The organism is Noviherbaspirillum album, from assembly GCF_035916955.1.
Taxonomy (GTDB): domain Bacteria; phylum Pseudomonadota; class Gammaproteobacteria; order Burkholderiales; family Burkholderiaceae_D; genus Noviherbaspirillum; species Noviherbaspirillum album.
Genome location: NZ_JAWIIV010000003.1, coordinates 255,801 through 268,867 on the forward strand (window position 1 = coordinate 255,801; position 13,067 = coordinate 268,867).

Annotated in this window: 10 protein-coding genes and 1 tRNA gene; 6 read left to right on the forward strand and 5 right to left on the reverse strand. The window is 58.2% G+C overall.

The annotated features are described in order from the left end of the window. The first annotated feature begins 43 nt into the window (after window positions 1-43). Window positions 44-2,356: an NADP-dependent malic enzyme gene (locus tag RY831_RS06075; protein ID WP_326505423.1), complete on the forward strand. Its 2,313-nt coding sequence runs from the start codon at window positions 44-46 to the stop codon at window positions 2,354-2,356. A gap of 111 nt (window positions 2,357-2,467) precedes the next feature. Here RY831_RS06075 and RY831_RS06080 read toward each other — a convergent pair whose 3' ends face one another. The 4 genes from RY831_RS06080 to RY831_RS06095 form a co-directional block, all read right to left on the reverse strand. Then, window positions 2,468-3,250, reverse strand: a complete 783-nt coding sequence (locus tag RY831_RS06080) for a TssQ family T6SS-associated lipoprotein (RefSeq protein ID WP_326505424.1) — start codon at window positions 3,248-3,250, stop codon at window positions 2,468-2,470. Between the two features lie 20 nt (window positions 3,251-3,270). Next, window positions 3,271-4,533, reverse strand: a complete 1,263-nt coding sequence (locus tag RY831_RS06085) for an adenylate/guanylate cyclase domain-containing protein (RefSeq protein ID WP_326505425.1) — start codon at window positions 4,531-4,533, stop codon at window positions 3,271-3,273. Between the two features lie 202 nt (window positions 4,534-4,735). Beyond that, complete coding sequence (locus RY831_RS06090; protein WP_326505426.1) at window positions 4,736-5,665, reverse strand: 5'-nucleotidase; 930 nt, start codon at window positions 5,663-5,665, stop codon at window positions 4,736-4,738. 162 nt (window positions 5,666-5,827) lie between these two features. After that, window positions 5,828-5,912: transfer RNA gene (locus RY831_RS06095), tRNA-Leu, on the reverse strand. Between the two features lie 191 nt (window positions 5,913-6,103). Between RY831_RS06095 and RY831_RS06100 the strand changes: the two genes are divergently transcribed. From RY831_RS06100 to RY831_RS06115, 4 genes are all read left to right on the forward strand, one after another. Then, a complete protein-coding gene (locus tag RY831_RS06100) occupies window positions 6,104-8,059 on the forward strand; it encodes an APC family permease (protein WP_326505427.1) in 1,956 nt (651 codons plus the stop codon). Window positions 8,060-8,596: 537 nt separating this feature from the next. After that, window positions 8,597-10,756, forward strand: coding sequence for a DUF6311 domain-containing protein (locus tag RY831_RS06105; RefSeq protein WP_326505428.1), 2,160 nt, complete (start codon window positions 8,597-8,599; stop codon window positions 10,754-10,756). After that, entirely contained in the window at window positions 10,753-11,694 is a 942-nt protein-coding gene (locus RY831_RS06110) for a glycosyltransferase family 2 protein (protein WP_326505429.1), read from the forward strand. Before RY831_RS06105 ends, RY831_RS06110 begins: the two co-directional genes overlap by 4 nt. Beyond that, the gene (locus tag RY831_RS06115; RefSeq protein WP_326505430.1) at window positions 11,687-12,028 is read left to right on the forward strand and encodes a DMT family transporter; all 342 of its coding nucleotides are present in this window, start codon (window positions 11,687-11,689) and stop codon (window positions 12,026-12,028) included. The genes RY831_RS06110 and RY831_RS06115 overlap by 8 nt, the downstream gene beginning before the upstream one ends. 251 nt (window positions 12,029-12,279) lie before the next feature. Here RY831_RS06115 and RY831_RS06120 read toward each other — a convergent pair whose 3' ends face one another. Next, complete coding sequence (locus RY831_RS06120; protein WP_326505431.1) at window positions 12,280-12,522, reverse strand: DUF3072 domain-containing protein; 243 nt, start codon at window positions 12,520-12,522, stop codon at window positions 12,280-12,282. A 373-nt stretch (window positions 12,523-12,895) separates the two neighbouring features. Between RY831_RS06120 and RY831_RS06125 the strand changes: the two genes are divergently transcribed. Beyond that, window positions 12,896-13,045 carry a hypothetical protein gene (locus tag RY831_RS06125; protein WP_326505432.1) on the forward strand — a complete coding sequence of 50 codons (150 nt, stop codon included), beginning with the start codon at window positions 12,896-12,898 and terminating at the stop codon, window positions 13,043-13,045. Window positions 13,046-13,067 lie beyond the last annotated feature (22 nt).

Genomic DNA, 13,067 nt, shown 5'->3' on the forward strand with positions numbered 1-13,067 from the left:
TAAAATCGTAAGCTTTTCGTAAGCTAAAAAGGAAGGCCACATCATGGAATCGTCGTCCGATCAAAAAGAAGAACTCCGTCAGCAACTTCGCCAGGCGGCGCTCGAATACCATGAGTTTCCTACCCCCGGCAAAATCAGCGTCACCCCCACCAAAACACTGACCAACCAGCGCGATCTTGCGCTGGCTTATTCCCCGGGCGTTGCTTCGGCTTGCGAAGAAATCGTCGTCGACCCCGCCAATGCCTTCCGCTATACCGCCCGCGGCAATCTGGTTGCAGTCATCACCAACGGCACCGCAGTGCTCGGCCTCGGCAACATCGGTCCGCTGGCTTCGAAGCCCGTGATGGAAGGCAAGGGCGTCCTGTTCAAGAAATTCGCCGGCATCGATGTCTTCGATATCGAGATCAATGAAAACGACCCGGACAAGCTGTGCGACATCATCGCGTCGCTGGAGCCCACGTTCGGCGGCGTCAACCTCGAAGACATCAAGGCGCCGGAATGCTTCTACATCGAACGCAAGCTGCGCGACCGGATGAACATCCCGGTCTTCCACGATGACCAGCACGGCACCGCGATCATCGTCGGCGCGGCCATCCTGAACGGCCTGAAAGTCGTCGGCAAGGACATCAAGCAGTGCAAGCTGGTGGTTTCCGGCGCCGGCGCTGCCGCGCTGGCCTGCCTGGACCTGATCGTCGACCTCGGCTTCCCGATCGAAAACATATTCGTCACCGACCTGGCCGGCGTGGTGTACAAGGGCCGCGTCGAACTGATGGATCCCGACAAGGAACGCTTCGCGCAGGACACCAGCGCACGCACCCTGGCCGAAGTCATTCCGGATGCCGACATCTTCCTCGGCCTGTCGGCCGGCGGCGTGCTCAAGGCCGACATGGTCGCCAAGATGAAGGCGCGGCCGCTGATCCTGGCATTGGCCAATCCGACTCCGGAAATCCTGCCCGAGGAAGTCAAGGCCGTGCGCAATGACGCCGTCATCGCCACCGGCCGTTCCGACTACCCGAACCAGGTCAACAACGTACTCTGCTTCCCCTACATCTTCCGCGGCGCGCTCGACTGCGGCGCCACCACCATCACGCGCGACATGGAAATCGCAGTCGTGCATGCGATCGCCGAACTGGCCCAGGCGGAGCAGTCCGACATCGTTGCCACCGCTTATGGCATCAGCAACCTCTCGTTCGGCGCCGAATATCTCATCCCGAAACCTTTCGACCCGAGACTGATGATCAAGATCGCGCCCGCGGTGGCGAAGGCGGCGGAAGATTCCGGCGTCGCCCTGCGTCCGATCCAGGACATGCAGGCCTACATCGGCAAGCTCGAGCAGTTCGTCTACCGCAGCGGCACCTTCATGAAACCGATCTTCCAGATCGCGAAGAAGGCGCCGGCGGCGAAGAAGCGCATCGTGTTCGCCGAGGGCGAGGAAGAGCGCGTATTGCGCGCGGTGCAGGTCGTCATCGATGAAAAGCTGGCCAAGCCCATCCTGGTCGGCCGTCCCGCGGTGCTGGCCCAGCGCATCGAGAAGTTCGGCCTGCGCATGCGCCCGGAGGTGGACTTCGAAATCATCAATCCAGAATACGACGAGCGCTATCGTGAGTTCTGGCAGGAATTCCTGTCGATGTCGCGCCGCAAGGGCGTCACCGAGCAGTACGCCAAGCTCGAAATGCGCCGCCGCCATACGCTGATCGGCTCGATGATGATCCACAAGGGCGCGGCAGACGGCATGATCTGCGGCACCTATGGCACAACCTCGCTGCACCTGCAATACATCGACCAGGTGCTCGGCAAGCGCGAGGGCGTCAATGTCTATGCGGCGATGAATGCGCTGGTCCTGCCGGATCGGCAGATCGTTCTGGTCGACACGCATGTCAACGAGAACCCGACCGCGGAACAGATCGCCGAAATCACCATTCTCGCAGCGGAAGAGATGCGCCGCTTTGGCCTGCTTCCGCGCGCCGCCCTGCTGTCGCATTCCAACTTCGGCACGTCCAACAGCGAATCGGCCAGGAAGATGCGCGCGGCGCTGGAAATCATTCGCGAGCGTGCACCCGACCTGGAAGTCGATGGTGAGATGCACGGCGACGTGGCGCTCGACCCGGTCCTGTTGAAGAAGATGATGCCGGACTCGCCGCTTACCCGCGATGCGAACCTGCTGGTATTGCCCAACATCGATGCGGCCAATATCGCCTACAACCTGCTCAAGACCGCAGCCGGCAACGGTATTGCCATCGGCCCGGTGCTGCTCGGCTGCGCGAAGCCGGTTCACGTGCTCACCCCGTCGGCAACGGTACGTCGCATCGTCAACATGACGGCCCTGTGCGTGATGGATGCGGTGGCCGAACGCTGATTCGGCTGATCCGACGCAGGCGTCATCAAGACAAAAAAGCCGTTCTTCCAAAAGGAGAATGGCTTTTTTGCAATCAGCGCGACGGCATGTGCCGCACGGGAGAATGAGGCATCAGGACGCTTTTTTGGCCTTTTTCTGGGCGGGTGCCGGCGCCGCCTTCTTCAACACGGCAGCTTTTTCGCTGCGATAAATGGAAGCCCAGGCAGGATGGCCGGATTCGGAGGGCAACAGTTCGAATGCGGCATCCTTGGCGAAGAGTTTTTTGAACTCATTGCGGCATGGCTTGCTGCGCCGAGTAACACAGTAGATGAAAGCCGAATACTTGTGCGCGCGCAGTTCGTCGTTGCGGGCGGGAAGGCCGGCTTTCAACGCGGCCTGCAGCGCGGCCAGCGATTCCTTGTAGCGCCCGGCTTCGTATTCCTTGATGCCTTCCGCCAGCTTCTGCTGCCCCGGCGTGGCATTGGCGCTGGTACCACGGGTCAACGCAAGCCGCTCTTCCATGGCGCCCTTGGTTGAGAGCCACACCGGTCCCCACTGCGGATGACCGGCTTCGGCCACGGACAGATCGAATTTTGGATCGACCTTCAGCAAGGCTTGGAACTGCTCGCGGCACTGAAGCTCGCGGCCATTCATGCAATGGATGAAGGCGATATGCTTGTGCGCGTTGGCCGTATCCTGCGCCGTCAGCTGGTTGCTTGCTAGCGCGGCGTTCAGTTCGACTAGCGCCGTATCGTGGCGGTTTTCACGGTAGTCGCTCAAGCCCTGCTGATAACGCGACTGCGCCTCGGTCGACGACAGAACGACGGCGGCGTTGCTGCCGGCCTGTTGAGGAAGCTGGGCGCAGCCGGCCATTGCAGCGGCCAGCAAAACGACAGCGAACTTGATGCGGGACATCTTCTTGCTCCTCTTGATTTTCAAAACACGAACTGAACGGTGGATTCGCCGCCGGCCTTCACTTCGATGGTTTCCTTGTACGGCGCGAAGTCGCCGTTGCGCACCTCGATGCGATGTTTGCCCGGCGCCAGGCTGATGGACTTGATCGGCGGACTGATGCCGCGCTTGGTGCCGTCTACATAGATTTCACCCCAGGGCTGGATTGCGAGATTGATGGTGCCAGGCTTTACCGGCGGCGCGGCCGGTTCGGCGTTCGCGGAACCGCCGGCAGGTGCTGCGGCAGCGACCGGCGGGGTGGGTGCTGGTGCGGCGACGGCCGCCGCCGCGGCAGGAACGGCCTGTGGTTTTGCGGCTGCAGCCATATCGGCCTTGACGCCCGCCGCAGCCGCAGAGGAAGGCGGGCTTGCGGTGTCGGGCGATGCCGGAGCGGCTTGCGCCGGGGCTGTCATTGCGGTCGTGCTCTCCTGCGGTTCCTTCGGTGCGCTGGTCCACGACCAAACGGCGCCGACCAGCGAAAGGGCGCCGACACCGGCGGCAATCAGTCCGGTGCGCGACATCCTGCCTGCGGCCGGAGCCTGCCCTTGTGCCTGGCCCTGGCCATGCCCGGCGGCGGACTGCGCGGCGGTCTGCCTGCCGGATGCGGCCGCCGACATCGGGATGGTCTCCGGCACGGGTTCGTGACTGACGGTATGGCGCGCCCGAGAGCGGTCGCGCAGCTTCTCCGTCAGGTTTTCATTGTCCTTGAGCGGTCCGAACCGATACACCTCGTGTTCGCGCACATGCTTGTCCTGACGCATGCCTTCATAGACGAACAATTGGGTATAGTCCCGCGAAAAGCGCGAGATGATGTCGTAATAGGAATGCGACACCATCACCTGTCCCGGTTCGGAGAAGCTCATCACCCGTTGCGCGTCATTGACGCCATCGCCGATCATGTTGGTATGGCCGTTGATGTCGCGTACGATCTTCAGCGGCCCAAGGTTGATACCCATGCGGACGAAGCCCGGTTCGCCAATGCCCACGCCCATGGTTTCGATCGCATCGCGCAGGGACAGCGCCGCGAACAGCGCATCTTCGGGATCGCCAAGGAAGGCAATGCCCGCGCCGTCGCCGGTGTCGACCATGATGCGTTCATTCGGCGCGACATTCTGCACGGCGTCGGCCAGCATGGCATTGAATACTTCCTTCATTTCCAGCTGGTCGGGCACGGTCCGTGTCGAGTAGCCGACGATGTCGATGAATAGTACGCTGCCGATAAAGGTGCGGTTAAGCTGCTTCAACATGGGACCTGCGTCATTCATACCTGCCTCGGGAATTGCCTTGCGGAAACGCAAATAGGTGCAATTCTACTCTTTTGCCGAAATTTATAAACGGCTACATCAGTGTGTGATACAGGAATCGGCGTTTCTGCACAAATTGCATGCCTGTCAACAAATTCGGTAACGACTGCGGCAATGACTACTGCAGGATCACGCCGCATTAAGCCTATTTGAGCTGCAGGCCGGCATCGCGCAGCGATTTGAGCGGAACCCGCCCGGTCTGCACCAGAGGCGCGGCACGGTCGCAATGCGCATGCTGGTCATCGAAGAAGATGTGCGGCTTGAACGCTGCAAGCACCTGCGACTTCGCTACGCCGCCCATGAAGAAGGTTTCATCGATGGCGACATCCCAGGCGCGCAGCGTGCGAATGACGCGTTCATGGGCAGGAGAAGAACGCGCGGTGACGAGCGCCGTGCGTATCGGTGCGGAACGGCCGTCGGCCGATTTGAAATTGTTCTGTATATAGGACAGCGCCTTGAGCAGCCGCGCGAACGGGCCTTCCGGAAGAGGCTTGAGCGCGTTTTCCCGTTCATGATTCTCGAACGCCTCGATGCCCTGTTCCTGGAAAATCTTTTCCGATTCGTCGGAAAAGATCACCGCGTCGCCGTCGAAGGCGATGCGGATCTGGTCGACTTCCTCCAGCGTATTGTCCGGTTTCTGGTAGAGCAGCGCGGATGCCACGCCGGAATTGATCGCGGCCTCCACGTCGTCTTCATGCAGCGACAGGAACAGGCTGACATTGAAGGCATGCAGGTAGGGTGCGAGCGAGGCGCCGCCGGACAGGACTGCGCGCGTGATGTCGAGATCGTAATGACGGATCGAATTGAATATTCGCATCGATGTTTCCGACGAATTGCGGGACATGATGACGACTTCGACGAAGCGCTGGTTGTGCACCAGGACGTTCAGGCGCAGCAGCGCGCGCACCAGCGCAAAGCCCGCGCCGAGCTTCAGGATCTCGTTCTCGTGTTCGATCTGGTGCTTGCGGTAGGCTTCCAGCCCTTGCGTGCGGAAGATCGCTTCCTCGGCCTCAAGGTCGAACAGCGCGCGCGAGGAAATGCCGACGACGAGCAGGTTATCAAGTGAGAAGGGCATTGGCGATCCTGGGGGTATCGATACGGAAGGGCAGGCAATATGCGGCGTTCATTCTGCCTTGCGCCGTGCGTGTCCCATGATTGTGCCGCACAAATGAAAAACGCACCTCGTTGGGTGCGCTGTCAATCTGTCAATCGACTTCAGTCTGACTTCTGTTTTTCTTGGTGCCCGGGGTCGGAATCGAACCGACACTCCTTTCGGAACCGGATTTTGAGTCCGGCGCGTCTACCAATTTCACCACCCGGGCGATACCTGAACGGACAATCCAGTTGCTGTCCGCAATGGTGCTGCGATGCCTGCTGCGAAATGCAACGCGCCGGGTATTATCTCCGATTTGCAGCAATCGAGCAACACGTGCCGCCCCTGTTCGCATTGTCATACCGGAATTGAAAGGCGTATCATCGCCTACTTCCTGATATCTAGTTCGCTACAACAATAATGAAGTCCGCCAAAATCCGCGAGATCGTTCTCGGCAAAGCACTCGATCCGATGAAGTCCGAGACGCGGCATTCCCTCGCTCTGGTGGCCTTCCTGGCCTGGGTCGGACTTGGCGCCGACGGCCTGTCGTCTTCGGCGTATGGTCCTGAAGAAACTTTCCGTGCGTTGGGCGAGCATAGCCATCTCGGCCTCTACATGGCGCTCGCCACCGCGATCACCGTCTTCATCATTGCCCTTGCGTATAACCAGGTCATCGAACTGTTCCCCACCGGGGGAGGCGGATATCGCGTCGCATCCGTGCTTGTCGGCCCGTACATGGGCCTGATCGCGGGATGCGCGCTGATACTTGATTACGTGCTGACGATCGCAATCTCGGTGGCCGCGGGCGTCGAGGCCCTGGCCTCGCTGCTGCCCCTCGGCTTCCATGCCTACAAGCTGCCGGCCGAAGCCTTTGTCATCGGTCTGCTGATCATCCTCAACCTGCGCGGCATGAAGGAAGCCATCCGCGTGCTGCTGCCAATCTTCATCGGCTTCGTCATCACGCATTTCGCGCTGATCGTGTACGGCATCTTCGCCCATGCTTCTTATCTGCCCGACCTGGTGCCCAACACGCTGTCGGAAACCACGTCGCTTGCCAAGGACATCGGCTGGATCAGCGTGGCCGGCATGCTGCTGCTTGCCTATTCGCATGGCGGCGGCACCTACACCGGCCTGGAAGCGGTTTCCAACAATGTGAATATTCTCGCCGAACCCCGCGTGCGCACCGGCAGGATGACCATGATCTACATGGCGCTTTCCTTGGCGTTCACCGCCAGCGGCATCATCCTGCTGTACCTGCTCTGGGATGCGAGGCCGGTCGCGGGACAGACGCTCAATGCCTCCACCTTCCGCGCCATCATCGAAAGCTTCGGCCTGGGCGCATGGGCCAACCAGATCATGCTGACCATCGTGCTCGCCTTCGAGGCAGGCCTGCTCTTCGTCGCCGCCAATACCGGTTTTCTCGGCGGGCCGTCGGTGCTGTCCAACATGGCCGCCGATTCCTGGGTGCCGCACAAATTCCGCTATCTCTCAACGCGCCTGGTCACGCAGAACGGCATCCTGGTGATGGGCATTGCGGCGCTTGCGATCCTGTTATGGACCGGTGGCAGCGTGACCGTGCTGGTCGTGCTGTACTCGGTGTCGGTCTTTCTGACCTTCGCCGTCTCGCTGTTCGGCCTTTGCCTCTACTGGTGGCGCCATCGTAACGAGAAAGCGTGGATGCGCCGCCTGTCCCTTTCCCTGATCGGATTTGTCATCTGCGCCAGCATCCTGTGCGTACTGCTGATCGAAAGATTCACCGAGGGCGCCTGGGCCGCCGTGGTCATCATCGGGGCCATCGCGGCGCTGTGCATTTACATTCGCAATCATTACCGCGACACCAAGAACGCCATCCATTCCGTGGACCAGGTGTTCGCCAACCAGCCTTTTGGTCCGCATGCCGGCGTCCTCGATCCCGACCCCGCCAGCCAGACTGCGGTCTTCATCGTCGGCTCCTCGCGCGGCGGCGGCTTGCATGCCTTGCTGTGGGTGCAGCGCATGTTCCCCGGCCATTTCAAGAACTTCATTTTCGTCAATGCCCGCACCGTCGATGCGCATGCCTATGGCGGCGAAGGCGCGGTGGAGCAGATGCGGGCGGAAGCCAACGCCACGCTGAAATTCTTCGTCGACTTCTGCCAGAGCCATGGCATGGCCTCCGCAGCCTATCTTGGTTTCGGCACCGATGTGGTGGATGAAGTAACGAAGCTGTGCGAAACCATCAGCAATGAATATCCGAACTCCATCTTCTTTACCAGCAAGCTGATCTTCGAGCATGACAACTGGTTCATTCGCCTGCTGCACAACCAGGCGGCGCTTGCGATCCAGCGCAGGCTGCATTTCGAAAGCTTGCAAATGGTGATTCTGCCGATGAAGGTCTAGCGAGGGTTGGTGGTCATTATTGCCGTCCACTCACGTATGATTTTCTGCATACTTTGCTTGATGCAACCTCAGGATGCAACGGGTTATACGCTGAGCCGTGCTGACCTCATGCTCGCAGCCTTGTCCTGAAGACAGATCAAACGGCACATCAGCACCGTTCAGCCGACGCACCCGGCGCAGCCGGACTGCGGCTTGTCATGGCGCTGTCTCATCCACATGTATGTCCGGTCGGCGTCCATTGGACAGCCGAGGTCACTCAGCTTTTGCCTCCGGAAATATTTCGGCCGTAATATATATAATGCCTGGTTAAAAATAATGTGGAAGAGTCAGTCGATGCTTATCAACACGCCAGCTTGGTAATTTGATTATATTATCTCGCGCGTCTGTGACCTTGTTGCAGCCGGGTCTTCAGGATGACCTATCCAAAGTAATCGAAAGTTGGCACTTGTACGCAAGGCCGAACTCTTCATGCACGGAGTCGAGGTGCCTGTGTGTTGGTAATTCCGTGCCGTTCCCTGCCTATTCTCGTCAAGCGGTATGGTATTTAAAATTATTCAAAGGCAAATGCTGTCCGGCCCAAGGAAAGGGGTCGGCAACGCACATGCTGGAACCCCGATAGTCACGTCCAGGTACCCTGCGATATTCGCGGCGCTTCTTGTCGCCGCGCTCATGATTCGGGTGTTATACCCATCCAGCTTCCTTGATGGCCGCGGCGCATTCTTTGAGAGCGGCGATGCTGCTCAGCACGTGACCGGGTGGCTGTTTTACGTACGTGATGCCTGGCACTTTCCCTTATTGCACACCTTCTTGCTGAACCATCCGCACGGTACGTCCATTGCTTTTACCGATAGCATTCCGCTGGCAGCGCTGCTCGTGAAACCTTTTGCAAGCTGGCTGCCCGAGCAATTCCACTATATAGGATGGTGGCATGCCGTGGCTTATCTGATGCAGGCGCTAGGCGCCGTTGCTCTGATAAGAGCATTGGGAGTGCGCCACCTGCCGGGTGCAATCGCTGCGGCGTCAATGTCCGTCATGTGGCCAACGCTGTATTGGCGCACGAGTCATACATCGTTGATGACACACGGCCTGATTTTATTTGCGCTTGCATTGTATTTTTCCGGAAGCAGAGCCAGCCACAGCACGGCACGAACCGGGCTGTTGCAAATCGCCGTCTCGGTAGCGGCCTTGCTGATCCACCCATATCTTTTCGCGATGTGCTATCCGATCTTCATTGCCTACCTCGTGGATCAAGGCCTGAACGGCAAAGGATGGAAAACACAAGGCGGACTGTTTGTTTTATCTTTGGTCACGGTTGCGGCCGTTAGTGCAGCGCTAGGCTATTTCAGCCAGGGTAATACCGTGACAGCCGGTTTTGGACAATACTCGTTGGATCTGGCCGCACCTTTTTGCGGCGGCACGCTGACCCCGTGTCCGTTCAACAGGGCCCAGTTAAACGGCGAAAGCTTTACCTACTTCGGCGCCGGTGCATTAACGATTATTCTGGTCGGAATTGCCGTACGTGCCCGCTCATTCATTTCGGCGATCAGGCGTTATCCGGCATTGATTGTCTTGATGGCCTTGTTTCTTCTCTATGCCATCTCTCCTACGGTTCGCTGGGGCGCGCAGGTCGCCGTCCCCGAGCTGTACAGAATACCGGCGTCGCTTGAAGTCCTGACGGGTACCTTTCGTGTCAGCGCACGCTTCTTCTGGCCAGTTGCCTATTTGATTATCTTCGGAGCAATGGCGGCGGTATTCCGCAGTTATCCGTTGCTGGCAACTGCTGTAATGATAGTTGCGCTACCGTTGCAATGGATAGATACGAGTGACATGCGCTCCAACGTGAGAAGCCTGGTTTCGGCGCCAGCTGGCGACGACTTGTCGAAATGGGATGTCCTGCTAAAAGGCGTACGCTCCATTCACCTGTATCCGGCTTACAGCTGCGGCGCTGCGTCAGATCACGACTATGTGTTCGCACAGCGCATCGCGGCCCGATACCATAAGCCTCTCGATACGGGTCATGTCGCGCGACTGAAAGAAGACTGCGAAGCCAACGATAGGGAATTCGACGGAGCGCTCGCCGCCGATGCTTTGTATCTGCTTCCAGTGAGACAATTGGAATCCCTGCGACTGAACCTGCCCGCCGGGTTTCGCAAGGCCGCAAGCCTTGGCGAATGCGCGGAGACTGCGCACTTTATTGCGTGCAGACCAGGCACCGATTCCGCATACTGGTCTGGCAAACAAATAGTGACACGACCCATCTCCGGCTTGCCGTACGGCTCGGCACACTGGGAGGGGGCGCAGTTGCCAGGCATAACCGGCCAGGTCTCGGGCAACCACCGTCTGGCGAATGCCACCGACGCCCCGGGATTTCTTACATTCGGACCCTATGCAAGGCTTGCACCCGGTGCCTATCAATTCAAACTAGTTTACGATAGCGCCGAAGCTTCTACCGCCGAGGTGGGGTGGTGGGATCTCGTCCTGATGGACGATAACGCCAAATCAATACCTGTAATCCGTGATGAGTTACCGGGTTCGGCCGGAATGGAAAAAGAGATATCAGGTAATTTCAATGTCGAAGGTACCGCTCACAAAGTTGAAATTCGTACGTATTCCAATGGTGGACATGCGCTGCGCGTTCATCGGCTGACCATTACCCGCCAATCCCCGAATTCTCCGAATATAAGAATAAATGAATGATTAACAAACCTTTAGTCAGTCTCGTCGTCCCGCTCTACAACGAAGAACGGTATGCCTACGACAATCTGCATGCAATTCTCGCTGGCGCCGAAACTTCGTGGGCTGACATTGAACTGATCGCCGTTGATGATGGCTCCCGTGACATGACGGTCAAGGAAGTCGAACGCGCGGCTGCACGGGATCCGCGCATTTCCGTCATTGCCTTCACGCGCAATTTCGGCAAGGAGGCTGCGATTCACGCCGGGCTGGAACAGGCCAAAGGGGAAGTCGCCATCGTGCTTGATTCGGATCTTCAACATCCTCCGGCACTGATTCCGCAAATGCTCGAACTGTGGCGTGGCGGTGCCTTCGTGGTCGAGGCGGTAAAAAGCCACCGCGGGGTGGAAACATTTTCCGGAAAATTGTTCGCCCGGACATTCTATTTTCTCTTCCGCCATCTCGCCGGCCTTGACCTTGCCGGACAGTCCGACTTCAAGCTCCTCGATCGCCAGGTGATCGACACCTACCTGGCCTTCCCTGAACGGCACAGGTTTTTCCGCGGCTTGATTGGATGGGCGAGGTTCCCGAGCGCTCAGATTCCATTTTCGGTACCCGAACGCGCAGGCGGCACGAGCCAGTGGAACAAGCTGAAGCTGATCCGCTACGCGATCAACAATCTGACCCATTTTTCCAGCTTGCCATTGCGGCTGGTCACCTACATAGGCATGGGCACCTTATCCATAGGAGCGGTAGTAGGCATTGTGAGTCTGGTGCAGAAGTTTCGCGGTGCGGCGATAGACGGCTTCACCACGGTCAATCTGCTGATTATTCTCATGGGCGGGGCGATCCTGCTGGGGCTTGGCATCGTCGGCCATTATCTGGCCCTTATCTATGATGAAATCAAGGGCAGGCCAAACTATCTCATCAGGCCCTGGAAAAAGGATTCCATCAATGAATGAGCCGCTGATCGCTTTCTTTGCGGTGCTTTGCAACGTAACGGCACAGCTGAGCATGAAGTACTCCAGCCATGAAACCTTGGCGAACAAGTGGAGTTACCTGACGTCTCCATGGCTCTTGCTGGCCGTGGTCCTTTATGGTCTCAGCTTCTTGCTGACGATACGGGTATTCGCAGTAAATCCATTAAGCGTGGCATCGCCGACGATGGCCGGCGCCACCTTCTTTCTGATTGCAACCAGCAGTACGCTGCTCTTCGGGGAAAGCTTCGGCCTGCAGAAGGCCGCAGGCATCGTGCTGATCTTTGCAGGAATATTTTTCCTCACCCGGTCCCAGTAGCATCGTTCCAATGTTCCTGCGTCCAGCTTGGCTAGAGTTGTGGGGTTGGGGCTCTTTTGCAGGTTTGCATATGGCATATTGCATAAGCAACGCAACGCAGATTGGTCAAGGCCGTTCCTGATCGGCTCCGCTACCGGGAGCCCCTTTCGCAGGCAACCATCGCCCCGGCATCCGGACGGTTGATCATCAAAAGCAAAACGCCATGTCCTGAAACCAAGCAGGAACATGGCGTTTTCGATGGCAATCAGTGGTCACTTGCGCTGGCTGCCATGCTGGTCTTCAAGCCCGCGGCCCGTCCTGTGCTGCAATTCATCGATACGCTCCGACGCTTCCGCCTTGGTGAGATCGTCGTCGACTGTTTCATTGGCTTGTTCCGCCAGAGTCTTCAGATAGGATTTCTGCGCTCCGGTCATCGGTTCGTCGCCCGTGGTCCAATTCTTCGGATCCTTGAGCATGTTGCTGTCTTGAGCGTTGTCTTGGGTTTGCTTGTCCATTGCTTTCTCCATTTAAGAGGCAGATAGATGCGATTTCGTTTTGCCAGGCTGTAATGCCATCTGGCTAACGAGTATCCGTCCCTTAAAGACTGTATAAAAATACAGTAGTTCCGGTGCCCTTGTCTGTTTTGTCGGTTTTGTTCATTCGCAGATAGCCGGGATTGATTACGAAAGATCGTTGAGAGCGCTGCGTTATTCGCCGCAGGCGGGCGATGCGTGGAGCTTGCCAAGGCCAGCGGCACGGGGAATGAGAGTCGTTTGGGAGGGGATGCCGGCATGACATCCTATAATGTCAGTCGGCAATGCGCATCTGCACATTCAAGCCATTCAATCTTCAGGATTCAGGGCTCAGGATTTACACAAGGAAAGCTTCATGAAACAGCAAGGCTGGACCATTATCCAGACAATGATTGTCCTGCTCATCGCGGGCCTGGTCGGTGCGTATGCGGTCAATTACCTGATCGACAAGCGGTGCGAAGCCGATCCGTCGCGTTCCGTCTGCAGTCAAGGCGAGCAGCGCTGAGCCGCATGCAGCCGGAAAGAAT

What these genes read in the sequence shown, in the direction of transcription:
- RY831_RS06075 (WP_326505423.1), top strand. Translation starts at nt 44, where the DNA reads ATGGAATCGTCGTCCGATCAAAAAGAAGAACTCCGTCAGCAACTTCGC.
- RY831_RS06080 (WP_326505424.1), bottom strand. Translation starts at nt 3,250, where the DNA reads ATGTCCCGCATCAAGTTCGCTGTCGTTTTGCTGGCCGCTGCAATGGCC.
- RY831_RS06085 (WP_326505425.1), bottom strand. Translation starts at nt 4,533, where the DNA reads ATGTTGAAGCAGCTTAACCGCACCTTTATCGGCAGCGTACTATTCATC.
- RY831_RS06090 (WP_326505426.1), bottom strand. Translation starts at nt 5,665, where the DNA reads ATGCCCTTCTCACTTGATAACCTGCTCGTCGTCGGCATTTCCTCGCGC.
- RY831_RS06100 (WP_326505427.1), top strand. Translation starts at nt 6,104, where the DNA reads ATGAAGTCCGCCAAAATCCGCGAGATCGTTCTCGGCAAAGCACTCGAT.
- RY831_RS06105 (WP_326505428.1), top strand. Translation starts at nt 8,597, where the DNA reads ATGGTATTTAAAATTATTCAAAGGCAAATGCTGTCCGGCCCAAGGAAA.
- RY831_RS06110 (WP_326505429.1), top strand. Translation starts at nt 10,753, where the DNA reads ATGATTAACAAACCTTTAGTCAGTCTCGTCGTCCCGCTCTACAACGAA.
- RY831_RS06115 (WP_326505430.1), top strand. Translation starts at nt 11,687, where the DNA reads ATGAATGAGCCGCTGATCGCTTTCTTTGCGGTGCTTTGCAACGTAACG.
- RY831_RS06120 (WP_326505431.1), bottom strand. Translation starts at nt 12,522, where the DNA reads ATGGACAAGCAAACCCAAGACAACGCTCAAGACAGCAACATGCTCAAG.
- RY831_RS06125 (WP_326505432.1), top strand. Translation starts at nt 12,896, where the DNA reads ATGAAACAGCAAGGCTGGACCATTATCCAGACAATGATTGTCCTGCTC.